General features: G+C 63.6%; 20 protein-coding genes. 11 read left to right on the top strand and 9 right to left on the bottom strand.

Annotated elements, in window-relative coordinates; all coding sequences use genetic code 11:
- Positions 1 to 12 precede the first annotated feature (12 nt).
- Complete coding sequence (locus AB6809_RS01055; RefSeq protein ID WP_371025952.1) at positions 13 to 918, bottom strand: dihydrodipicolinate synthase family protein; 906 nt, start codon at positions 916 to 918, stop codon at positions 13 to 15.
- Positions 919 to 1,277: 359 nt separating this feature from the next.
- Between AB6809_RS01055 and AB6809_RS01050 the strand changes: the two genes are divergently transcribed.
- From AB6809_RS01050 to AB6809_RS01025, 6 genes are all read left to right on the top strand, one after another.
- Positions 1,278 to 2,234 (top strand): 4-hydroxyproline epimerase, encoded by a 957-nt coding sequence (locus tag AB6809_RS01050; RefSeq protein WP_371025951.1) that lies wholly within the window; start codon positions 1,278 to 1,280, stop codon positions 2,232 to 2,234.
- On the top strand, positions 2,231 to 3,358 hold the full coding sequence (locus tag AB6809_RS01045; protein ID WP_371026034.1) for an NAD(P)/FAD-dependent oxidoreductase: 1,128 nt from the start codon (positions 2,231 to 2,233) through the stop codon (positions 3,356 to 3,358). Before AB6809_RS01050 ends, AB6809_RS01045 begins: the two co-directional genes overlap by 4 nt.
- The gene (locus AB6809_RS01040) at positions 3,351 to 3,626 is read left to right on the top strand and encodes a (2Fe-2S)-binding protein (RefSeq protein ID WP_371025950.1); all 276 of its coding nucleotides are present in this window, start codon (positions 3,351 to 3,353) and stop codon (positions 3,624 to 3,626) included. The genes AB6809_RS01045 and AB6809_RS01040 overlap by 8 nt, the downstream gene beginning before the upstream one ends.
- Positions 3,623 to 4,939 carry an FAD-dependent oxidoreductase gene (locus tag AB6809_RS01035; protein WP_371025949.1) on the top strand — a complete coding sequence of 439 codons (1,317 nt, stop codon included), beginning with the start codon at positions 3,623 to 3,625 and terminating at the stop codon, positions 4,937 to 4,939. Before AB6809_RS01040 ends, AB6809_RS01035 begins: the two co-directional genes overlap by 4 nt.
- Before the next feature lie 186 nt (positions 4,940 to 5,125).
- The gene (locus AB6809_RS01030; RefSeq protein WP_006052725.1) at positions 5,126 to 5,893 is read left to right on the top strand and encodes an AraC family transcriptional regulator; all 768 of its coding nucleotides are present in this window, start codon (positions 5,126 to 5,128) and stop codon (positions 5,891 to 5,893) included.
- A gap of 9 nt (positions 5,894 to 5,902) precedes the next feature.
- Positions 5,903 to 6,232, top strand: a complete 330-nt coding sequence (locus tag AB6809_RS01025; protein WP_371025948.1) for a hypothetical protein — start codon at positions 5,903 to 5,905, stop codon at positions 6,230 to 6,232.
- A 31-nt stretch (positions 6,233 to 6,263) separates the two neighbouring features.
- Here AB6809_RS01025 and AB6809_RS01020 read toward each other — a convergent pair whose 3' ends face one another.
- The 3 genes from AB6809_RS01020 to AB6809_RS01010 form a co-directional block, all read right to left on the bottom strand.
- Complete coding sequence (locus AB6809_RS01020; RefSeq protein ID WP_371025947.1) at positions 6,264 to 6,524, bottom strand: hypothetical protein; 261 nt, start codon at positions 6,522 to 6,524, stop codon at positions 6,264 to 6,266.
- A 165-nt stretch (positions 6,525 to 6,689) separates the two neighbouring features.
- Positions 6,690 to 7,022 (bottom strand): hypothetical protein, encoded by a 333-nt coding sequence (locus AB6809_RS01015; protein ID WP_114157611.1) that lies wholly within the window; start codon positions 7,020 to 7,022, stop codon positions 6,690 to 6,692.
- 276 nt (positions 7,023 to 7,298) lie between these two features.
- On the bottom strand, positions 7,299 to 9,182 hold the full coding sequence (locus AB6809_RS01010; RefSeq protein ID WP_371025946.1) for a bifunctional sugar phosphate isomerase/epimerase/4-hydroxyphenylpyruvate dioxygenase family protein: 1,884 nt from the start codon (positions 9,180 to 9,182) through the stop codon (positions 7,299 to 7,301).
- 307 nt (positions 9,183 to 9,489) lie between these two features.
- Here AB6809_RS01010 and aroQ point away from each other — a divergent pair, with 307 nt between their 5' ends.
- Genes aroQ through AB6809_RS00995 form a run of 3 tightly spaced genes read left to right on the top strand, consistent with a single transcriptional unit; the run spans position 9,490 to position 12,264 of the window.
- Entirely contained in the window at positions 9,490 to 9,945 is a 456-nt protein-coding gene (aroQ, locus tag AB6809_RS01005; RefSeq protein WP_006052720.1) for a type II 3-dehydroquinate dehydratase, read from the top strand.
- An 8-nt stretch (positions 9,946 to 9,953) separates the two neighbouring features.
- Positions 9,954 to 10,832 (top strand): shikimate dehydrogenase, encoded by an 879-nt coding sequence (locus tag AB6809_RS01000; protein ID WP_149029236.1) that lies wholly within the window; start codon positions 9,954 to 9,956, stop codon positions 10,830 to 10,832.
- 58 nt (positions 10,833 to 10,890) lie between these two features.
- Positions 10,891 to 12,264 (top strand): MFS transporter, encoded by a 1,374-nt coding sequence (locus AB6809_RS00995; protein ID WP_006052718.1) that lies wholly within the window; start codon positions 10,891 to 10,893, stop codon positions 12,262 to 12,264.
- Between the two features lie 117 nt (positions 12,265 to 12,381).
- Here the strand turns inward: AB6809_RS00995 and AB6809_RS00990 are convergent, their stop codons facing one another.
- The 3 genes from AB6809_RS00990 to AB6809_RS00980 form a co-directional block, all read right to left on the bottom strand.
- The gene (locus AB6809_RS00990; RefSeq protein WP_029970140.1) at positions 12,382 to 13,092 is read right to left on the bottom strand and encodes a TetR/AcrR family transcriptional regulator; all 711 of its coding nucleotides are present in this window, start codon (positions 13,090 to 13,092) and stop codon (positions 12,382 to 12,384) included.
- A 144-nt stretch (positions 13,093 to 13,236) separates the two neighbouring features.
- Positions 13,237 to 14,526: an FAD-binding oxidoreductase gene (locus tag AB6809_RS00985; RefSeq protein ID WP_029970141.1), complete on the bottom strand. Its 1,290-nt coding sequence runs from the start codon at positions 14,524 to 14,526 to the stop codon at positions 13,237 to 13,239.
- Positions 14,527 to 14,603: 77 nt separating this feature from the next.
- Entirely contained in the window at positions 14,604 to 15,536 is a 933-nt protein-coding gene (locus AB6809_RS00980; protein WP_371025945.1) for a dihydrodipicolinate synthase family protein, read from the bottom strand.
- Positions 15,537 to 15,671: 135 nt separating this feature from the next.
- On the opposite strand from AB6809_RS00980, the gene AB6809_RS00975 reads away from it, so the two are divergent.
- Both AB6809_RS00975 and AB6809_RS00970 read left to right on the top strand, forming a co-directional pair.
- Positions 15,672 to 16,670, top strand: a complete 999-nt coding sequence (locus AB6809_RS00975; RefSeq protein WP_029970144.1) for a LysR family transcriptional regulator — start codon at positions 15,672 to 15,674, stop codon at positions 16,668 to 16,670.
- A 215-nt stretch (positions 16,671 to 16,885) separates the two neighbouring features.
- Positions 16,886 to 19,972, top strand: coding sequence for a transglycosylase domain-containing protein (locus tag AB6809_RS00970; protein ID WP_371025944.1), 3,087 nt, complete (start codon positions 16,886 to 16,888; stop codon positions 19,970 to 19,972).
- 20 nt (positions 19,973 to 19,992) lie between these two features.
- Here the strand turns inward: AB6809_RS00970 and AB6809_RS00965 are convergent, their stop codons facing one another.
- Together AB6809_RS00965 and AB6809_RS00960 are read right to left on the bottom strand one after the other, a co-directional pair.
- The gene (locus tag AB6809_RS00965) at positions 19,993 to 21,228 is read right to left on the bottom strand and encodes an ROK family transcriptional regulator (protein WP_192699786.1); all 1,236 of its coding nucleotides are present in this window, start codon (positions 21,226 to 21,228) and stop codon (positions 19,993 to 19,995) included.
- 30 nt (positions 21,229 to 21,258) lie between these two features.
- On the bottom strand, positions 21,259 to 22,056 hold the full coding sequence (locus AB6809_RS00960) for an ATP-binding cassette domain-containing protein (RefSeq protein WP_006049904.1): 798 nt from the start codon (positions 22,054 to 22,056) through the stop codon (positions 21,259 to 21,261).
- Positions 22,057 to 22,067: the final 11 nt, after the last annotated feature.

Genomic DNA, 22,067 nt, shown 5'->3' with positions numbered 1-22,067 from the left:
ACCGGCACTCGCTCAAAGGCGCGGCAATTGCGGCCGCGTTTCTAGCGCCTTGCGGATCAACGCTTCCACCGCCGCGCGCTCGTCGCCGGCAAGCGGCAGGCGCGGCGGGCGGACCGGCTCCGTGCCGAGTCCCACCATCGCTTCGGCGAGCTTGATGTTCTGAACCAGCTTCGACGATACGTCGAGCGCGAGCAGCGGCGCGAACCAGCGGTAAATCGCCCGCGCTTCTTCCAGGCGTCCCGCTTTCAACAGCTTGTAGATCGCCACCGTCTCATGCGGAAACGCGCACACGAGACCGGCCACCCAGCCATGCGCGCCCATCAGGATGGCTTCCATCGCGAGATTGTCGACGCCGCACAGAATCGCGAAGCGGTCGCCGACCGCGTTGATCAGATCGGTCACGCGCCGCACGTCGCCGCATGATTCCTTGATCGCGACGATCTTTTTCTCGTCGGCGATTTCGGCGAACATCTCGGGCGTCATATCGACGCCGTACGCGAGCGGATTGTTGTAGATCATCAGCGGCAGCGCGCTTGCGTCGGCGACGCTGCCAAAGTGATGCAGCGTCTCGCGCCGATCGGACAGATAGCGCAGGCCCGGCAGCACCATGAAACCGGCGGCGCCGCGCCGGCTGCCGTGTTCGGCCTGGCGGCAGGCGTCGAGCGTGCTGTTTTCCGCGATCGTCAGCAGCACCGGCACGCGGCCGCGCGACGCGTCCACGGCGATGTCGAGCACTTCCAGCTTTTCGTCGAGCGAGAGCGTGGACGCTTCGCCAAGCGATCCGCAGACGATGATGCCGTCCACGCCCGCGTCGATCTGCGCTTCGATATTCTTTGCGGTCCACGCACGGTCTATGCTGAAATCCGCGTTGAACTTGGTGGTGACCGCCGGCAATACGCCTTCCCAGATATGCGCCACGACTGCTCTCCTGAATGTGATGAGTCGAAGCGCAGTGTAAGCAGCGAAAACGCCGCCGTCTTGCGTCAATCGCGCGTGGCGGATGACGATTTCGGCATAGTGGGGTTCTGGGCCGCAATGCGGCCGTGGGGCGGTGCTGCGTTTTTGCGATATGTTAAGAGGCGGCTGGCCGGTGCGTGCGCGGTGGTCCGCGCTGGGCAAACGGCCGTGCCTTTGCCGCTGCGGCCGAGGCGCGGCCGCAAGTTCATTCAGCGTTGCGTGGCCTGCGGAACCACGCAGCGGTAAAACTACAACCTATGCAGAAATCGTCACAATCCACGCGCAGTCGCACCAAGACTCGCGCGTGCGCCGTTCCTACCATGTGCGTCATGAAAACGCTCAATATCATCGACTCCCACACCGGCGGTGAACCGACCCGCCTCGTCGTGTCCGGCGGCCCCGATCTCGGCGGCGGAACGCTCGCAGAGCGGCTCGACGTATTCCGCACGCGCTTCGACGACTGGCGCGCCGGCATCGTCACCGAACCGCGCGGCTCGGACGTGGTGGTCGGCGCGCTGCTGTGCGAACCCGACGACCCGTCGTGCGCGGCCGGCGTGATCTTCTTCAACAACGTCGGCTATCTCGGCATGTGCGGACACGGCACGATCGGCCTCGTGGTGTCGCTCGCGCATATGGGGCGGATCGCGCCGGGGCGTCATCGGATCGAGACGCCCGTCGGCGTGGTGGAAGCGACGCTCAACGACGACGGCAGCGTCGCCGTGCGCAATGTGCCGGCGTATCGCTATCGCGAGGCCGTTCAAGTGGACGTGCCGGGATATGGCGTATTGACGGGCGACATCGGCTGGGGCGGCAACTGGTTTTTCCTCGTCGCCGAACATGGCCGTTCGTTGGAGCCGGCGCACATTCCAGAGTTGACGGCGTTCAGCGCCGCGATCCGCGACGCGCTGATCGCGCAGCGGCTCACCGGCGCCGACGGCGCGTTGATCGACCATATCGAGCTCTTCGAGCCGGGTTCGCGCGACGGCATCGACAGCCGCAGTTTCGTGCTCTGTCCGGGCAACGCGTACGACCGCTCGCCGTGCGGCACGGGCACCAGCGCGAAAGTCGCGTGCCTCGCGGCGGACGGCAAGCTCGCCGAAGGCGCGGTGTGGCGGCAGGAGAGCATTATCGGCAGCGTGTTCGAGGCGAGCTATCGTCACGCGGACGACGGCCTCGGCGTGATTCCGACCATCACCGGACACGCGCATATCACGGCGGAAGGGCGGCTTTGCTTCGACGAACGCGATCCGTTCGCGTGGGGCATCCGCACGGCATGACGGCGGATGCATTGATCGTCGGCGCGGGCATCGTCGGCGCGGCCTGCGCGGCCGAACTCGCCGCATTCGGCATGCGCGTCGAGGTGCTGGACGCGCAAGGCATCGGCGGCGGCGCGACGGCGGCCGGGATGGGCCATATCGTCGTGATGAACGACTCGCCCGCTGAACTGGCGCTCTCACTTTACTCGCGCGACCTCTGGCTGCAACTCGCGCCTCGACTGCGCACGCGCGACGCGTTCGCGCGCTGCGGCACGCTCTGGCTCGCCGCCGACGAAGAAGAATGGCAAGCCGCCCGCGCCATGCACGCCGCTTACGAAGCGCATGGCGTTGCAGCGCAACTGCTCGACGCGTCCTCGCTGCGCGAATGCGAGCCGGCGGTGGCGGCGTCGCTTGTCGGCGGTTTGCGCATCGAGCACGACAGCATCGTGTACGCGCCGACGGCCGCCGAGTGGCTGCTGACGCAATCGCCTGCGTCGGCGAACATCGGCGTGCGGCTCGGCGCGCCTGTCATTTCCGTGGATGCAACGGGCGTCACGCTCGCGAACGGCGAGCGGCGCGGCGCGCGGCATGTAATCGTCGCAAACGGCCTCGGCGCTCGCGAACTCGTGCCGACGCTGCCGCTGCAACCGAAGAAAGGCCATCTGCTGATCACCGACCGCTATCCCGAGCTGATCCATCATCAATTGCTCGAGCTCGGCTATATCAAGAGCGCGCACCACGCGACGGGCACGTCGGTCGCATTCAATGCGCAGCCGCGGCCGACGGGGCAGTTGCTGATCGGCTCATCGCGCCAGTTCGACACGACCGACCCCGCAGTCGAGATGCCCGTGCTCGCGCAGATGCTGCAGCGCGCCGCGCACTATCTGCCGATGCTGCCGCAGCTCAACGGCATTCGCGCATGGACCGGCTTTCGCGCGGCATCGCCGGATGGCCTGCCGCTGATCGGTCCGGCCGGCGACGCCGCGCCCGGCGTGTGGCTCGCCGTTGGGCATGAGGGGCTGGGCGTGACGACATCGCTTGCGACGGCGAAGCTGCTTGCCGCACAGATCGTCGGAGAGACGGCGGCGATTCCGGTTGAGCCTTATTTGCCTGCGCGGTTCGTGCGAGAGGTGGCGCATGAGTGAGGGTGGTGTGGCGCGGGTTCGGGTGACTATCGACGGAGTGAGTGTCGAGGTCGATGCTGGGACGACTGTGGCGGCGGCGCTGGTGGTTGGCGGTTGCGCGAGCGGCACGCGGCTGTCCGTGCGGGGCGAGCCGCGCGCTGTTCTCTGCGGGATGGGTGTCTGTCAGGAATGCCGCGTAACGGTAGATGGACGCGCGCATGTGCTTGCGTGCCAGACGTTGTGCCGCGATGGGCAAGTCGTGCATACGCAGAAGGTGAACGCGCCGTGACTCAGCACTTCGACGTGATCGTAGTAGGCGCCGGCCCGGCCGGTCTCCACGCCGCGCTTGCATCGGCACGCGAAGGCGCGGCCGTCGCGTTGCTCGACGACAATCCGCGCGTCGGCGGCCAGATCTGGCGGCAGGGACCGGGCATCGCGCCGCAGTCGCCGCTGCGCGCTCTGCTCGCCGATTTAAGCCGCCACGGGAACGTGACTCATTTTCCGTCGACGCGCGTCATCGCGCCGCTCGCGCCGCGTGGTCTGCTGGTCGAATCGGCGGAACGAGGCGGCGTGTGCATGACATACGAGCGCCTGATTCTGGCGACGGGCGCGCGTGAGCGCTTGCTGCCGTTCGCCGGCTGGACGCTGCCCGGCGTCACCGGCGCGGGCGCGCTGCAGGCGCTGATAAAAGGCGGCATGCCGGTACGCGGCGAGCGCGTCGTGATTGCGGGCAGCGGTCCGTTGCTGATCGCCGCATTGGCCACGGCACGCGCCGCGGGCGCGCGCGTGCTCGCGGTCGTCGAGCAGGGTTCGGCCATAAAGGTCGCGCGTTTTGGCGCTTCGCTTCTACGCGAACCCGCGAAGCTGCGGCAGGCCGTGAGCATGACGCGCGGTTTCGGCGGCACGCGCTACTGGACGAGCAGCATGGTCGAAGCGGCGCACGGCGAACACCGCGTGCAACAGGTCACGATCCGGCGCGGCGAGCGCAGGGTGACGCTCGATTGCGAGCGTGTCGCGTGCGGCTTTGGGCTGGTGCCGAATGTCACGCTCGCGCAGGCGTTCGGCTGTGCGATCGACGAAGCAGGCGGCATCGTCGTCGATGCTTCGCAGCGCACCTCGGTCGAGGGCGTGTTCGCGGCGGGCGAGTGCACAGGAGTGGGCGGCGCGGAGTTGGCGTCGATCGAAGGGGAAATCGCGGGGTTGGGCGTGGGTGAACGCAGCAGCGTCGACGGATCGAGCCCCGAACTAACCGCAAGCTCCCGCCTCCGCACGCTCCATGCACAACGCCAACGCTGGCGCCGCTTCGCGGCGCGCGTCGAAACCGCCTTCGCTCTGCAGCCCGCCGCGCGCATCCCGCCCGCCGACGACACCCTGCTATGCCGCTGCGAAGACGTCAGCGTCGGCGAAGTGCGCGCGTTCCAGAACTGGCGCGACGCCAAGCTGCACACCCGTTGCGGGATGGGCGCCTGCCAAGGAAAGATCTGCGGGACCGCGGCCAACGTGTACTTTGGTTGGCCATCGGCGGCGCCGCGTCCGCCATTCAGTCCCGCGCAAATCGGCACGCTGATCGCAGCGGCCGGGCATCCGCCGCAGGCCGAATGACGTGCGCCGATCATCGCCGGCACGCGCATATTGTCGGCGAATCGGCGGCTTTATAATCGACGGCGCATGCATGGTGAATCGACCAGAACCGAACCGCATCGGCTGCAAACAACGCAGCGCCACAAGCCTCACAAACCGCTCACGCATCTGCTCTCACAACCGGCTCGGACCCACGGGACCCGCACGATGAACACGCTGGCTCATCAGTTTCCCCCTGACGAAGCACCGTTGTCCGCCATGCTGTCGCACTTCCGGCAGCTCGAGCCCGTATTCGACGCGCTGCCCGACGTCGTTTTCTTCGTGAAGGACGCCGACGCGCGTTACGCGCTCGTGAACCGCACGCTCGCTTCGCGCTGCGGCTTCAAGGAGAAAACGGCGCTGCTCGGCAAGACCGCCGAGGACGTGTTTCCGCGCCGCTTCGGCCGCATCTACACGGCGCAGGACGAGGGCGTGATCCACGTCGGCAATCAGATGATCGATCAGCTCGAATTGCATCTTTATCCGGGACGTCAGCCGGGCTGGTGCCTGACGAGCAAGCAGCCGTTGCGCGACGCGGCGGGCAAGATCATCGGACTGGCCGGCATCTCACGCGATCTGAGAGCGGACGAGAGCAGCCATCCCGCGTATAGCAGGCTCGCGACGGTCGTGCAGTTCATCCAGGAAAACTACGTGCAGCCGCTGAACCTGAAGCAACTGGCCGCGATGGCGGATATGTCGGTCGCGCAGCTCGAGCGCTACTTTCACAAGGTGTTTCATCTGACGCCGCGTCAGGTTCTGCTGAAGACGCGGCTCGATGCCGCGACCGCGCTGCTGGTCTCGAACGACAAGGTCACCGACGTCGCCGCGCTATGCGGCTACACCGATCACAGCGCGTTCACGCGGCAATTCAAGGCGACTGTCGGCGTCACGCCGACCGAATACCGGATGCTGCTGCACGGCACGTCGAGGAACTGAACCTGGCTTATGGTTCGCCGCAAGCATCACTATTACGTGTACGTCGTCTTGCTCGACGACACCGTCTGGAACGAGCCGCGCTTTCGCCGCGCGAATCCGGACTACCGGTTCGACAAGCCCTGCGTGTATGTGGGGATGACCGGGCTCGATCCCGATCTGCGCTTCGACCGGCACAAGGCCGGCATTCAGGCGAATCGCTACGTGCGCGACTACGGCTTGCGCCTCGTGCGCGAGTTATACGAAGTGTTCAATCCGATGCCCTATCGCGGCGCACAGGACATGGAAGTCGAATTGGCGATTGGACTGCGTGAAGCGGGGTACGGCGTGTGGCAAGCGTAACCGTGGCAAGCGCAGGTGTGCAGGCGTAGCGTTACTTAACACCGAGTCCGCGCAGCACGGCATTGCCCTCGGACGTCAAACGGATGCGCGAGCCGCCGGCATCGTTCGAAATCGTTTCGATCAGACCGGCTTCGTGCAGTTGCGGAATCTCGGGTTTCGCGGACGCGTCGATCGGCGCGTGCAGCAGGAGCAGCAGCGTCGCCAGTTCGTGATGGCTCAGCAGGCGGCGCAGGATGGTGGGACGCTTCGCCGGCGGCGCGTTGTCGTTGGTATTTTGTTCGGGCTGGTTCATGGTGCGCACCTCGTGCGGTAGTGTCCGAGGCATGATGGGGACGAAGTCTTAAACGGTTCTTAAGAACCATTGTCCTGTAACACCGTGACACGAAGATGGCAGCGGCGCAGCTTACCAACCCTTAACGACCGGGCTTTCGATTGCTTTCTGCTGTGCTTGCGTGACTTACGGCGCGCAGGTTTTCCCCGCGGTTTCGATCCACAGATTATTGACGTGGCGCTTGCCCGCGTAGAAGCGGTACGTTGTCGCACCATTGTCGCTGCGCACCTTGACGATGTTCGAATCGCCGAAGTCGAGCATCTGTCCTTGCGGGATCGACGTGGATTTGAAAGCGGCGTTGTGGTTCGTCGCGAGTTGCGTGAGGCAAGCGACGACGTCGTTGACCGAGCGCTGCGTGGTGGTGTCCGTGACCGGCTCGCCGGCGTCCGGATTCTTCTGGAAATAGGCGCAAGCGCTGAAAAGGAGGGGAACTGACAGGACTACGGCAAACTTCTTCATATCTCTCCTGGCGTTTCGTTCGGCGGGCGGTGAGTGCGGGCGCAAGCCCGCGACGAGCGGGCTCGGGCTCACGCTGCGGACACCGCCGCTGACATGACCGGCGATGCAGCCGCACGGCTTGGACCGCGAATCAGGCTGCATTATATCGGGCGAGAGCCCGCTTCTAGCCGATCCGCACGGCGCGTGCCTGCCGCGTTGCTTTGCGCGGTTGCGAACCCGTAGCGGCGGCGAAAAGCAAAGACGCCAACAAGCCGACACGCCAACGCTGAGCGCCGCCTATCTCCGCCGCTGCGCCTGCGCTGCGAGCCGCACCGCCGCGTTGCCGGCGCCGTAGCCGTCATAACCGCCGCGCCGCTCGACGATCTCCATGAAGAAGCGCTGATCGAGCTGTTCCGTATAGGCGTGGAAAAATTCGCCGCCGCGCTCATCGCGGTCATACAGGATGTTGTGCTCGCGCAGCGCATCGAGCATCTCGTCCGGCAATGCGTAGCGAGCGGCCAGATCGTCGTAGTAATTACGCGGGATGCGCAGCACCGGCAAGCCATCGGCGACGAATTCGGGAATCGCGCTGAAGATGTCGCCCGTGCTGAACGCGACATGATTCAGACCCGAGCCGTGATAGGTATGCAGCGCCTCGGCGACCGCAGTATGGTGATCCACCGACGCATTCAGCACCACGCGAACCGAGCCGTCGCGGCTGCGCAGCGCGCGGCTGCGCACGAGGCCATACGGATCGGGCACGAGCACGCCGGGCTCCGCCTGAAAGCCAAACGCGGTGCGCAGAAACAGCACCCACGTATCGAGCGAATTCGCCGGCACGGCAAGGCACACGTGATCGATACGGCTGAGCGGCCCCACTTCCGCCGGACCGTTGATGTCCGTCAGAACGAAATCGGCTTCGAACAGCGTCGGCTGGTCAGGTGTTTCGTCGACGAAGTAATTGAGGCTGCCGTCCGGCGCCTGCACGGCAGGCAGCACGCGTTCGTACGGGCCGATCTGGCCGGAGAACGGCGCATAGCCGAAGCCGGCGGCGCGCTCGAATGCCTGATGCGCATCGTCGACGCGAAACGCCGACGCGCACAGCGACAAACCATGCTGCTGAAAGAACGCATTAGCGAACGAATCGGGCTCCGCGTTCAGCACGATCGAAGCGGCGCCATGCTGATAAAGCGTCACGTCTTTCGAACGATGCTGGCCCGCCTGGCGAAAGCGCAGTTTGCCGAGCCAGTCGGCGAGATGCGCGCGCGTGGTGTGATCCACGGCGAATTCGAGGAACTGATAGCCGACGTGCGCGGGCGCGGCCGGCGACTCATAGAGCTCACCGGCCGGTTGCCGCTCGCTGTCCAGCAACGCACGCGTCTGCTCCTCGAGAAACAGCAGCGAACGATGCCCGTCCGCGGCGGTGATCGTGGTCGGCGCGGCACGAAAGCCATCGTTGAAAATTTCCAGCGAAAGCGGCCCCTTGTAGCCCGCTTTCACGACTTGCGCCGTGAAGCTCGCGACGTCGAAATCGCCCTGACCCGGAAAGCAGCGGTAGTGGCGGCTCCATTCGAGCACGTCCATTGCGAGCTTGGGCGCGTCGGCGATCTGCACGAAAGCGATGCGCTCGCCCGGAATGTCGGCGATGCCGTCGACGGTATCGCCAAGCGACAGCGTATGAAAACTGTCGAGCACAAGTCCGAGATTGGGATGGTTCACCGCGTTCACGAGCTTCCACGCATGCCGGTACGTCTTCACGTGTCGGCCCCACGCGAGCGCTTCATAACCGGCGATCACGCCGGCCGCCTCGGCCGCCTGCGCGAGCGCGCCGAGCTGGTCGGTCATCAGCGCATCGTCGCAGAGGGTGTCGGGCTGCACGTTGCTGCACACCAGAATGCGATCCGTGCCCAGTTCGTGCATCACGTCGAATTTGCGTTTTGCCCGATCGAGATTGCGCGCGAGACGCTCCGCGCTCACGCCGTCGAAATCGCGGAACGGCTGAAACAGCATGATTTTCAGGCCCAGATCTTCGGCGATGCGCCGTACGTCGGCGGGCGAACCGTCGAAATACAGCAGATCGTTTTCGAAAATCTCGACGCCCTCGAAGCCGGCCGCGTGGATCGCGGTCAGCTTCTCGACGAGGGTGCCGCTGATCGACACGGTGGCAATCGAACGTTGCATGAACAGCTCCTGCAAAAACGGTCAGACGGCTTATCGCGATCGCGCGCTGTGGCTACGGCGCAGGCTCTTCGCAGCGATGTTGCGATGCGTCAAATGGCCTGGTTCGTTACTTTGTGAGCAAGACGCAGGCCAGAATTTCCCAGAATAAGCGCATTTTCCGACAGTCTATACAAACTAACTAGATGGTACAAATTCGTATAAACCCCGAATGACGGACACGGCTGAATGCGCGCACACTTCGCCATACGTTGAGAAGCGTTGCGAGCCCGCGGCTCTGCGCTTCCTGTTCTACCCGCTGGAGACGACTATGAGCTTTGCGTCAGTACTGGTCCTCAATGGACCGAATCTCAACCTGCTCGGCACACGCGAGCCGGCTATCTACGGTTCCGAGACGCTCGACGACGTCGCCCGGCTTTGCCGCGATGCGGGAGAGCGCCTCGATCTGTCCATCGATTTCTGCCAGTCGAACGCCGAGCATCAACTGATCGACTGGCTGCACGCTGCGCGCACGAAGGTCGACGGCATTGTCATCAATCCGGCTGCGTACACGCACACGTCCGTCGCGATTGCCGACGCGCTCACCGCCATCGAAAAGCCCGTCATCGAAGTACACATATCGAACGTGCATCGGCGCGAAGCGTTCCGTCACCACTCGTATGTGTCGGCGGTGGCGGACGCGATCATCGTCGGTTGCGGCACGCAAGGCTATGTGCTCGCGCTCGAGCGCATGGTCACCATCCTTAAGAATAGGGCGGCGAAATGACTACGCCAATGAATGCACAAACGAACGCGCAGGCCAGCGCCAATTCATATCTGGTCGGATTAATCGGCGCGGGGATCAGCGGCTCGCTGAGCCCCGCCATGCACGAGGAGGAAGGCAGCAAGCTCGGCTTGCATTACGTGTATCGCCGCATCGACCTCGAAGCGTTGAAGCTGGACATTTCGGCGCTGCCCGATCTGCTGATTGCCGCCGAACGCATGGGCTACAACGGGCTGAACATCACGTATCCATGCAAGCAGGCTGTGATTCCGCTGCTCGACGAATTGTCCGACGATGCACGCGCGCTCGGCGCCGTGAACACCGTGCTTTTCAAGGACGGCAAACGCATCGGCCACAACACGGACTGGTCCGGTTTTGCGCGCGCTTTTCAACGCGGCTTGCCTGACGTGTCGCTCGAACGCGTCGTGCAACTCGGTGCAGGCGGCGCAGGCGCGGCCGTCGCGCATGCGGCGCTCGCAATGGGCGCGCAAACGCTCACGCTGTTCGACGTCGATCCCGTGCGCGCCGAATCGCTTGCCGCCGAATTGCAGAAGCGCTTCGCCGATCGCACGGTCACTGCCGGCACATCCCTCGGCGAGACGCTCGCCACCGCCAACGGCCTGATTCACGCGACGCCCACCGGCATGGCGAAGCTGCCGGGCCTGCCGTTGCCCGCCGAATTGCTGCATCGCGACTTGTGGGTCGCCGACATCGTCTACTTCCCGATTCGCACCGCGCTGCTGCAGGCCGCGGAAGCGCTCGGCTGCCGCACATTGTCGGGCGGCGGCATGGCGGTGTATCAGGCAGTCGACGCGATGCGTATTTTCACCGGGCTCGAACCGGATGCCGAGCGCGTCTATACGCATTTCCAGTCACTGCTGGAACGCTAACCGGTCGCGCACGCCGGTAAATGACGGATACCTAAATAGTTTGAGGAGACGACCACCTATGCCACAACCGATTCAATCCAGTCCATCCGACGCCAATCAACAGTCCGGCGCAAATACGAAAATGAGCACGAGCACGGCGCGCCGCTCGAATGCGCGTTATCAGATACTCGGACTGCTCGCCGTCGGCACGATGATCAACTATCTCGACCGCACAGTGCTCGGCATTGCCGCGCCGCAGTTGACGAAAGAGTTGGGCATCAACGCCGCGATGATGGGCCTGCTGTTCTCGGTGTTCTCGTGGAGCTACGTCGCTTCGCAGATTCCAGGCGGGCTTTTTCTCGACCGTTTCGGCAGCAAGCTGACTTACTTTCTGTCGATGACCTTCTGGTCCTTATGCACGCTCGCGCAAGGACTCGTGCATGGCATCGCGGGCCTGTTCGTATTCCGCCTCGGTCTCGGCGTCTCCGAAGCGCCGTGCTTTCCGACCAATAGCCGCGTCGTTGCGACGTGGTTCCCGCAAAGCGAACGCGCGATGGCGACGGGCACCTACACCGTCGGCGAATATATCGGGCTCGCGTTTTTCAGCCCGTTCCTGTTCATGCTGATGGGCGCATTCGGCTGGCGTTCGCTCTTTTATGTGGTGGGCGGCGTGGGCATCGTGTTCGGCGGCATCTGGTGGCTGCTGTATCGCGAACCGCGCGATCATCCGTCGGCGAATCAGGCCGAACTCGACTATATCGAAGCAGGCGGCGGTCTCACGCAGCGGCATAGCAGCGCCGCCTCTGCCGCGGCGCCCGCGAAAAGCGGCTTCGAATGGCGCACCATTGGCCGCTTGCTGAAGCATCGTCAATTGACGGGCATCTGTCTGGGCCAGTTCGCCGGCAACTCGACGCTCGTGTTCTTTCTCACCTGGTTCCCGACTTACCTCGCGACCGAACGTCATATGGGCTGGCTGAAAATCGGCTTCTTCGCGATCATGCCGTTCATTGCGGCGTCGATCGGCGTGATGTTCGGCGGGCTCTTTTCCGACTGGCTGCTGCGTCGCGGCAAGTCGGCGAACGTCGCGCGCAAACTGCCGATCATCGCCGGCTTGTTGCTCGCGTCGACGATCATTCTCGCCAACTACGTGGAGAGCAACGTCGCGGTGATCGCGATCCTGTCGGTGGCGTTCTTTGCGCAAGGCATGGCGGCGCTCGGCTGGACGCTGGTGTCCGATATCGCGCCCGAAGGACTGCTCGGCGTGACGGGCGGCATCTTCAACTTCGCCGCGAATCTGGCCGGCATCGTGACGCCGCTCGTGGTCGGCTTTATCGTCGCGGCGACGGGATCGTTTGTCGGCGCGCTCGTGTTTATCGGCATCGTGGCGCTGATTGGCGCGCTGTCGTACATCTTTATTGTCGGCGACATCAAGCGGATTGTGCTGGTGGACTGAGCGGTTGTTTGAGTGCAAACGCAGTTGCAAACGCAAACTCAAGCGCGATAAAAAACGGGACGTGGCGCAAGCCACGTCCCGTTTTGCATTTGCGAGCGACGCGCTTCAACCTTCGCTTCAATCTTCCTTACGCACGAAACGCAACACAGCGTCGACGATCATCGCGCGATGACGCGCGCGCAACCTCGGATGCGACGGATCGCGGCCAAACGCTGTGCCGAACGTATGACGATTGCCGACGCGATGAAAGCACAGCGAACTGATCAGCAGATGCAGATCGATTGCATCGACGTCATTGCGGAATTTGCCCGCCGCGATACCGCGCGCAAGCAGATCTTCTATCGTGTGAATGACGGTGACGTTGCGGCCTTTAAAGCTCTTCACCTGCTCGACATACTTCGCGCCGTTAATGTTTTCTATCGTCACGAGGCGCACGAAGTCGCGCTGGCGGTCGTGATAGTCGAACGTGAATTCGACCAGCGCGCGCATGCCTTCCACGGGGTCGAGTTCACTGACATGCAGATCCTGTTCGAGCGCGCGAATGTCGCCATACACCTTTTCGAGCACCGCCTGATACAACCCTTCCTTGCTGCCGAAGTAGTAGTACAGCATGCGCTTGGTGGTGTTGGTGCGCTCCGCGATCGCATCGACGCGCGCACCCGTCAGTCCCATCGCGGAGAACTCCTGCGTCGCGACGTCGAGGATATTGCGTTTGGTTTGTTCGGGATCGTACTTGCGGCGGACATCGCTACGCCGCGCGTCCTTCTGCGTCGCGTCGGACGGGATGCCGTTGATATCGGGCCCGGCGGCCTTGCTTCCCTTTTTCATTGTCTATTCGAGCGGCGGTGACGGCGCATTCTAGCATGGCGAAAACCCGCGCCGACGCGAGGTTCAAGCGTGTCGAGCGTTGCATCGCGCGTTGCATCGAGCCCGCTCGAGACGGCTTGAATGCAGTCCACGCGCCGGCCGCCTTTAGTGTGGGCGTCGCGATAGCCGGCGGCGCGCGGCGAGCGCATCGCGCGTTTGCATCGCGGTGTAGGTCAACTGCGCGGCAGCGAGTCCGAGCGCGCCATATGCGGGCGTCAGACCGAACGCGGCGAACGCTTCGGGCACCGGGCGCTCGCCCGCAATGGCTGCGGCCAGCAATTCGCCGGAGACGGTGGTCGGCGCCATGCCGTGTCCGCCGAAGCCGACCGCGTGCCAGACGCCGTCCGCGCCGCGGCCGATTTGCGGCATCTTGTGACGCGCGTAGCTCATCAGTCCGCCCCACGCGTAGTCGATGCGCACGTCATGTAGTTGCGGATACACCTTTAGCAGATCGCGCCGCAATAATCGCGCGATGACTTCAGGCGCGCGATCTCGCACCGAGATGCGTCCGCCCCACAGAATGCGCGTATCGGGCAACGGCCGGTAGTAGTCGAATGCGAAGCGCGTGTCGTAGACGGCCGCGCGCGTATCGATTGCATCTTGCAGACGCGCGCCGAGCGGCTCGGTCGCCATCACATAGGTCGCAATGGGCAGCACCGCGCGCTCGACTTTCGCATGGACGTTGCGCGCGTAGCCGCCGCCCGCCATCACGACGTGCCGCGCGTCGATTGCGCCTTGCGGCGTATGCACGATAAAGCCCGCGCCCTCGCGCTGCAAACGCACGACAGGCGACTGCTCGTGTATCCGCACGCCCGCATTGGCCGCGGCATTCGCTACGCCGAGCACGTATTTCAGCGGATGAAAGTGAAACGCATTGCGCTCGAAGAGACCGCCGTGATAACGGCGGGTCTTCAATTGCGAGGCAAGCTGGTCTGCCGTCAGCGGTTCCCAATCGACGCCGAACGAATCGCGCATCAGGCGCCGTTGCGCGTCGAGACGCGCCGGTTCGTCGAACCAGTTGGCGAGAATCACGCCGACGTCGGTTGCGTCACAATCGATGCGATAGCGCGCGATGCGGGCTCGCATCAGATCGACGGCGTCGGTCGTAAGCGCGTAAAGCTCGCGCGCGCGAACCGCGCCTAGCGTTTTCAGCAGATCGGCACAGTCGAGGCTATAGCCGCCGAAAACGAAGCCGCCGTTGCGCCCAGATGCGCCGAAGCCGACTTGCCGCGCTTCGAGCACGGCGACATTCGCGACGCCGCGTTCAGCCAGCCCCAATGCCGTCGAGAGTCCCGCAAGCCCGCCGCCGACGATGCAAACGTCGACACTGTGGCGTCCGGCGAGCGGCGCGTAAGCAGAGGGGCGAGCGACAGTCGCTTCGTAAAAGTTGTCCATGGCGGCTAGCGTAGCGGCATTCGCGTGTCCGCGTCCAGCCGCTTAGCCGCTCACTTGCCGCAAGACACGGCCGCGCTTTATTGGCCCCAGCGCAATACCAGCGGATCGAGCCGCCGCGCGATCTTGAGAAGTCCTTCGCGCGTCGCGGGATGCATCGCCGGCAACGGATGACGCACCGCGTCCGAGCGAATCACGCCGCCTTCCTTCATCAACGCCTTGCACGATGCGAGGCCACCCTGGCGGTTTTCGTAGTTGATGAGCGGCAGCCACCGCTGATAATGCGCGGCGGCGGCTTCCGTATCGCCGGCAGCGTACGCGTCGACGATCAGACGAATGCCGTCCGCATAGCCGCCGCCTGTCATCGAACCCGTTGCGCCCGCATCGAGATCGGCCATCAGCGTAATGGCTTCCTCGCCGTCCCACGGACCCACGATTGCATCGCCGCCCAACTGGATGAGTTCGCGCAGCTTGTTGGCGGCTTGCGGCACTTCGATCTTGAAGTAAGACACGTGCTCGATTTCGCGGGCGATGCGCGCGAGAAACGGCGCGGACAGCGGCGTGCCGCTAACGGGCGCGTCCTGGATCATGATCGGAATGTCGATCGCATCGGACACCGTGCGGTAAAACTCTTCTATGCCGCGCTCGCCGATGCGGATCGTCGCGCCGTGATAAGGCGGCATGACCATCACCATCGCGGCGCCGGCCTCTTGCGCGCGGCGGCTGCGCTCCGCGCATTGATGCGAGCTGAAATGCGTGGTCGTGACGATCACCGGCACGCGGCCCGCCACGTGATCGAGCACGACGTGCATCAACGTGTTGCGTTCGTCGTCCGAAAGCGCGAACTGTTCGGAGAAGTTCGCCAGAATGCACAGGCCGTTCGAACCCGCGTCGATCATGAAATCGATGCAGCGCTTCTGGCCTTCCAGATCGAGCCGGCCGGCGTCGTCGAAAATGGTGGGAGCAACAGGAAAGACGCCGCGCATCGCGGCGGCATGGGTGGTTTGGCTCATGATTCAGGCGCCTTTTAGAAGTGGTAGGGCACGGCAGTGTCGATGTCTCCACCGCCGACTATACGGCGCTGCGGCGGCCGGGTATATTGAATTGTTTCCATCCTGTGATCGCTTTTACGACTCACCGCGGCTTTCATGAAAAACACGTTGAACGTTCTGCTCGGCAAATTGCGCATGAAGCAGTTGCAATTGCTGATCGCGCTGGACGACCAGAAATCGCTGCATAAAGCGGCCGGCCTCATGTCGATGACGCAATCTGCCGCGAGCAAAGCGTTGCAGGAACTCGAGTCGATGTTCGAGGCGCCGCTTTTCGAGCGTTCGAAAAGCGGCATGATTCCGAATCAGCTCGGGCATTGCGTGATCCGCCATGCGCGCCTCGTCGCGACGGACCTCACCGCGTTATGTCAGGACGTGGCTGAAATACGCTCGGGGCGCGGCGGGCGCCTCGCGATCGGTGCGATCATGGGCGCGATTCCGCAGTGCGTGATTCCCGCCGTGAATCGGCTGCACGCGGGACATCCGAACCTGTCGATAGAAGTGGTGGAGGACACGAGCGCGCGCATGCTCGCGCAACTCGACGACGGCCGCCTCGATCTCATGATCGGCCGCGCCGCCGTGGCAGCCGATCCATCGAAATACCAGTATCGTCCGCTTGCGGATGAGCCGTTATCGGTGGTGGTGGGCTATGGTCATCCGCCGTTGCCGAGAAAGGAAGTGAAGCTCGGCGATCTGGCCGATCATCGTTGGGTGATGTATCCGTCGCATATGCCGTTGCACGCGCTGCTCGAACGCGAGATGGATCTGGCGGGGCTCACAATGCCGGATAACCCGATCTCGACGGCATCGACTTTTGTGACCGTCGCGCTATTGCAAAGCCGCGCGGATCTCGTGTCGTTGTTGCCGACTGCCATCGCCGAGATGTTCATTCGGCAAAAAATGCTGCGCGCGGTGCCGGTCAAACTGAAATCGCCTTCGCAGACTTTCGGTGTCGTGACGCGCAAAGGCGGCGTGCTGTCGCCGCCAGCGGAACGCTTTGTCGAATTGCTGCGGCAGCACATGAAGATGCGCGACGAGCCGGACATGCAGAAGCCAAAGCCAAAGCGCGCACCCGCCACGAAACGAAAAGCCGCCTGAACAAGCGGTTTTTTCGACTGACACACCCACTCGCGGCCGACATCGCGCAGACGTTAAATATCGCACGGTAATTCGCACTTTGCTATGTCGCCGCAGCGGGTGTTGTAGCCGCGACACTGGGGGTTTATCCGAACCAATTGCGTGTCGGCGTCCGAGCTAAACTCCTTAAAGGGTGCCGGATTTACGAGCCTGGCGCCCGTTCGGGGAGAGCAGTCATGAATCGGCCATCGGTTCGGTTTCCGCTTCGCGCCACCGGCACCAGCCCGGTGCGCAAGTGGATCAAATGGGCGCTGGCGGCGGCGTTGTTGCTGGGCTTGGCGTGGCTTGCACGCTTATGCCAGCTCGAAATAGAAACGTCCCGGCTGCAAGCGCACTATCTGTCCGAACTGACCCGCGACGTCGGTTTCACGGTCGACGACGGCCCCAGTCATTCCATTCGCTTCCCCGAAACCGATAAAGGCCCTTACGACACGCGCCTGGGTTACGCGTTGCTGCCGTCCATCCAGCAGCGCCTGCTGCAACGCGGCTTCGAAATCACCGCGCAGGCGCGCGATTCGGAACGCATGCTTTCGCTCGCGGACAGAAGTCTTTTTCTGCCGTATGCCGAGAAAGACCAGGCCGGTTTGCAACTCTTCGACGGCACCGGCGCAGCGCTTTTCAGCGCGAATTTTCCAGGCCGTGCCTATGCGAGCTTCGAGGCGATTCCGCCCGTCATAGTCAATTCGCTGCTCTTTATCGAAGACCGCTATCTGCTCGATCCGAATCAGCCAAACCGTAACCCGGCGATCGACTGGGGACGCTTTAGCCGCGCGCTGGCCGATCAGGGCGCGCGCGTATTCAATCATCATCAGCCGACGCCTGGCGGCAGCACGCTCGCCACGCAGATCGAGAAATTCCGCCACTCGGCTGGCGGCCGCACTGCAACGCCGCCGGAAAAGCTGCGGCAGATTGCATCCGCTTCTGTGCGTGCCTATCTGAACGGCCCGCAAACGATGCCCGCACGTCAGCAGATCGTCGTGCATTACCTGAATTCGGTGCCGTTGGCCGCGCAGCCTGGCATCGGCGAAATCAACGGCATGGGCGACGGGCTCGCCGCGTGGTACGGCCGCGATTTCGCGGACGTGAACCGCATACTCGCCGCGCCTTCAAGTGAAGAGAATTTGGCGGCGCAAGGAGAAGCCTTCCGCGAAGTACTGTCGTTGATGATCGCGCAGCGCGCGCCGTCGTATTTCCTGCATCGCGGCTATCCGGAACTCGAGCGGCTGACGGACAGCTATTTGCGCTTGCTCGCGAGTGGCGGCGTGATTTCCGCCGCGCTGCGCGATGCGGCGCTGTCGACGAACGTGCAGTTGCACCGCGCGCCAAAACCCGCTCAGAACACGGGCTCGTTCGTGTCGCGCAAGGCCGTCACGTCGATGCGCTCGAACCTGCTCGCGGCGCTCGGCATTCCGAGCTTCTACGAACTTGACCGGCTCGACCTGCAAGCCACGGGCACGCTCAACAATGCCGTGCAACAGGCCGTGAGCGAGAGGCTTGCCGCCGCCGCCACACGCGAGGGCGCGAAGGCCGCGGGTCTCGTCGGTTTCGAAATGCTGCGCGCGTCCGACGATCCGTCGAAAATCGCCTACAGCTTCACACTATTCGAGCGGCGCGACGGCGCGAACCTCGTGCGAGTGCAAACGGACAGCGTGAACCAGCCGTTCGACATCAATTCCGGCGCGCGGCTCAATCTCGGTTCCACCGCGAAACTGCGCACCATGGTGACGTATTTGCAGATCGTGTCTCAACTGCATGGCCGTTACGCCGCTCTCAGCGCGACGGAGCTGAAAGCCATCAAGCCCGATCCAAACGATCAATTGACGCGCTGGGCGCTCGACTACTTGTCGCATACACGTGACCGCTCATTGCAACCCATGCTCGATGCAGCCGTCGAACGCAAATACTCGGCGAGTCCCGGCGAAACGTTCTATACAGGCGGCGGCGCGCAGAGCTTCAACAATTTCGATTCCGACGACAACAGCCGCATTCTCACGGTTCGTCGCGCGTTCCAGCATTCGGTGAATCTCGTGTTCGTGCGGATGATGCGCGACATCGTTCACTATGAGATGGTGCAGACGACCGGGCCTTCGTCGCAGTGGCTAAACGATCCCGCGATTCGCAAGATGTATCTGACGCGTTTCGCCGACCAGGAAAGCCGCGTATACATGCACCGGTTCTATACGAAGTATCACGGCAAGACGCGCGACCAGGCGCTCGCTTTGTTGCTGCTCGGCGTGCGCAAATCGCCGCCGAAAGTCGCGACCGTATTGCGCAGCGTCGCGCCCGACGAGTCCAACGCGTGGTTCAACGAGAAGATGCGCGCTGCGCTGAGAAACACGCCGGCCGCCTCGATACTCGACGATGAAGACCTCGCAAAGCTCTACGCCAAATACGGAATCGACCGCTTCAATCTGAATGACCGCGGCTATATCGCGAGCGTGCATCCGCTGGAGTTGTGGACGCTCAATTATCTGCGCGAGCATCCGAACGCCACGCTCAACCAAATTCAGAACGCAAGCGGCGACGTGCGTTTGCAGACCTATTCGTGGCTCTTCAAAACGCGTTACCACGCGACGCAGGATCGCCGCATCAAACGCATGGTCGAATTGCGCGCCTACGAAGCCATCGGCAAATCGTGGCAGGCGCTCGGCTATCCGTTCGAGACGCTGACGCCTTCGTATGCAGCGGCAATCGGCGCGTCGGGTGACAGGCCCGCCGCGCTCGCGCAACTGATCGGCCTGATTGCGAACGACGGCAACAAGGTGCCGACCGAAAGCATCACGCAACTGGACTTCGCGAAAGACACGCCATACGAAACGCATTTCCGCCGCGCGGCAACCGCGCCGCAACAGCAGCTTTCGCCGGAAATAGCGGGAACGGTAAAAGGCATGTTGCGCGATGTGGTGACGGGCGGCACGGCGCGGCGTCTCGCGCAAGGCATCACGTTCCCCGACGGCCGGACTATGGAAGTTTACGGCAAGACCGGCACCGGCGATCAGCGCTTCAACGTATTTGCCAAAGGCGCGCGCCTCATCGAATCGCGCAAGGTGAATCGCAGCGCGACGTTCGTGTTCGCTATCGGCGACCGCTTTTACGGCACGCTGACTGCGTGGGTACACGAACCGTATGCCGCACGCTACGAGTTCACGAGTGCGCTTTCCGTGCAATTGCTGAAGTCGATGGCGCCCGCGCTGCAACCGTTGCTCGAGTCCGCGCCCGCAAAGACCGCTTCGGTCTCGGTGAAGAGAGTCGCGGCGCAATGAACTGAACGCGTCGCTGCAAATCAATAAGCGGGCTCGGTCGCCGGCTTGAGAAAGAGTTCATGCACCGGCGCGAAGTGCGCGTAGAGCGGCAGTATTGCGCCGCCCATCGCACGCGCGTCGGCGCCGATTGCGCCTTCCAATAGTTGCGGACGCACCATTCCTTCCCACTCGAATCGATCGAGCACGCGCTCCGTGCGGCGAATGATTTCGCGCACCATTTGCCGGTCGAGTTCACCGTCGATCACCACTGCTTCGAGATCGAGCAGCGCTGCCGCATTCGTGAGCGCGTTGGCAATCGCGGGGCACGCGCTATCGAGCCATTCCTCGGTATGCCGCCACATATCCGGCGATAACGCGCGATGATCGTGCGCGGCCGCAGCCGGCTTGCCCGCTTCACTCAACAGGCGTTCGAGCACGAAGCCCGATGCCGCGTGCAGCAGTTGCCTGGCCGGCTTGCGCGCGCTGCCTTCGCGCAGCGGAATGGAGCCGACCGCGCCCGCGTTGTCGTGCGGTCCGCCATGCAAGCGGCCGTCGATTACGAGTCCGCCGCCGATGAACGTGCCCACGAACAGATACAAAAAATTGTGGATGCCGCGCCCTTGGCCCATCACGAGTTCGGCGGCACAGGCGGCGGTGGTGTCCTTCGAGAATTCCACCGGCAGGCCCGTCATGGTCGCGATGCGCGCGCGCAAGTCGATCTCGTGCCATGCATCGAGCGCATCCAGCGCGTCGGGCGGCGCGCCGAGCAGATCGCGCCAGCCGCCGAGCCATAACGGCGCGGCCACGCCCACGCCGACCACTTTGCTCGCGCTCGCGCCGAGCGTCTGATTCACGCGAGTGAGCCTTGTTTCAAGCGCTGGAAACAGCGTGCGCGGATCGGGATACGGATACTCGAACACGTCGCGGCACACAACGCGGCCGGCGAAATCCATCGCCAGCACGTCGAGGCTGCGGCGCCCGACCTTGATGCCGATCGTATAGGCACCGTCCGCACGCAACGCAATCGGCACCGACGGCTGCCCGATCCTGCCACGCACGCGCGCCTGCTTTTCCAGCAGACCGTCGTCGATCAAACGGTCGACGATCATCGACACCGTCTGCATCGAAAGACGCGTCAGGCGGCCCACGTCGGCTTTCGGCAGCGGCCCGTGCAGGCGGATCGCCTGCAGCACGATGCGTTCGTTGAATTGCCGCATGCCGACCTGGTTTGAGCCGACCGTGCGTTTGAGGGGCGGGCGCATGCCCGTGGTATCCATGACGATGAGCCCCTCAGCGAAGTGACTGCATCATGCAATCGCCTTGACGTCGGCTTCTTTCGCGCCCGTCATGATTGCAACGGCCTCGGACATGTGCACGTCTTTCGTATTGACGAGCGCGGCGCGCCGGCCGAGCCGCTGAATATGAATGCGGTCCGCGACTTCGAATACGTGCGGCATGTTGTGGCTGATGAGAATCACCGGCAGCCCGCGGTCGCGCACACGGCGAATCAGTTCGAGCACCATGTTGCCTTCCTTCACGCCGAGCGCGGCGGTGGGCTCGTCGAGAATCACGACGTGCCGCGCGAATGCCGCACTGCGCGCGACCGCGACGCCCTGGCGCTGACCGCCCGACAGTGTTTCGACGGCCTGGCGCATCGAACGAATGCCGATTTGCAGGTCTTTCATATGCGCAGTCGCTTCCTCCAGCATGCGGCGCTTGTCGATCATCTTGAAGATCGAGCCGCGCCAGCCGGGCTTCACCAATTCGCGCGCGAGAAAGAGATTTTCGGCGATGCTCATCGCGGGCGCGACCGCGAGTTCCTGATAGACCGTTTCGATGCCTTGCGCGCGTGCATCGAGCGGGCTGCGGAATTTGACGGGCTTGCCGTCGAGCAGAATCTCGCCTTCGTCGGGCACGGTCGCGCCGGACAGCGCCTTGATCAACGACGATTTGCCTGCGCCGTTATCGCCGATCACCGCGAGAATTTCGCCGGGCAGCACCTCGAAATCGCAGCCGTCGAGCGCGGTCACATTGCCATAACGTTTGACGAGCCCACGCGCCTGTAAAACGGGCAGCGGGGAAGAAGCGGAAGTAGTTGTCGACATCACGGGCTCCT

This window comes from Paraburkholderia sp. RCC_158 (assembly GCF_041355255.1).
GTDB lineage: Bacteria > Pseudomonadota > Gammaproteobacteria > Burkholderiales > Burkholderiaceae > Paraburkholderia > Paraburkholderia graminis.
This window is presented reverse-complemented; position numbering and strand designations above follow the sequence as displayed.

Bases quoted from the DNA above. Each gene is read 5' to 3' on its own strand.
- AB6809_RS01050 (WP_371025951.1), top strand. From the start codon at position 1,278: ATGTGCGTCATGAAAACGCTCAATATCATCGACTCCCACACCGGCGGT.
- AB6809_RS01045 (WP_371026034.1), top strand. From the start codon at position 2,231: ATGACGGCGGATGCATTGATCGTCGGCGCGGGCATCGTCGGCGCGGCC.
- AB6809_RS01040 (WP_371025950.1), top strand. From the start codon at position 3,351: ATGAGTGAGGGTGGTGTGGCGCGGGTTCGGGTGACTATCGACGGAGTG.
- AB6809_RS01030 (WP_006052725.1), top strand. From the start codon at position 5,126: ATGAACACGCTGGCTCATCAGTTTCCCCCTGACGAAGCACCGTTGTCC.
- AB6809_RS01025 (WP_371025948.1), top strand. From the start codon at position 5,903: ATGGTTCGCCGCAAGCATCACTATTACGTGTACGTCGTCTTGCTCGAC.
- AB6809_RS01020 (WP_371025947.1), bottom strand. From the start codon at position 6,524: ATGAACCAGCCCGAACAAAATACCAACGACAACGCGCCGCCGGCGAAG.
- AB6809_RS01015 (WP_114157611.1), bottom strand. From the start codon at position 7,022: ATGAAGAAGTTTGCCGTAGTCCTGTCAGTTCCCCTCCTTTTCAGCGCT.
- AB6809_RS01010 (WP_371025946.1), bottom strand. From the start codon at position 9,182: ATGCAACGTTCGATTGCCACCGTGTCGATCAGCGGCACCCTCGTCGAG.
- aroQ (WP_006052720.1), top strand. From the start codon at position 9,490: ATGAGCTTTGCGTCAGTACTGGTCCTCAATGGACCGAATCTCAACCTG.
- AB6809_RS01000 (WP_149029236.1), top strand. From the start codon at position 9,954: ATGAATGCACAAACGAACGCGCAGGCCAGCGCCAATTCATATCTGGTC.
- AB6809_RS00995 (WP_006052718.1), top strand. From the start codon at position 10,891: ATGCCACAACCGATTCAATCCAGTCCATCCGACGCCAATCAACAGTCC.
- AB6809_RS00990 (WP_029970140.1), bottom strand. From the start codon at position 13,092: ATGAAAAAGGGAAGCAAGGCCGCCGGGCCCGATATCAACGGCATCCCG.
- AB6809_RS00985 (WP_029970141.1), bottom strand. From the start codon at position 14,526: ATGGACAACTTTTACGAAGCGACTGTCGCTCGCCCCTCTGCTTACGCG.
- AB6809_RS00980 (WP_371025945.1), bottom strand. From the start codon at position 15,536: ATGAGCCAAACCACCCATGCCGCCGCGATGCGCGGCGTCTTTCCTGTT.
- AB6809_RS00975 (WP_029970144.1), top strand. From the start codon at position 15,672: ATGAAAAACACGTTGAACGTTCTGCTCGGCAAATTGCGCATGAAGCAG.
- AB6809_RS00970 (WP_371025944.1), top strand. From the start codon at position 16,886: ATGAATCGGCCATCGGTTCGGTTTCCGCTTCGCGCCACCGGCACCAGC.
- AB6809_RS00965 (WP_192699786.1), bottom strand. From the start codon at position 21,228: ATGGATACCACGGGCATGCGCCCGCCCCTCAAACGCACGGTCGGCTCA.
- AB6809_RS00960 (WP_006049904.1), bottom strand. From the start codon at position 22,056: ATGTCGACAACTACTTCCGCTTCTTCCCCGCTGCCCGTTTTACAGGCG.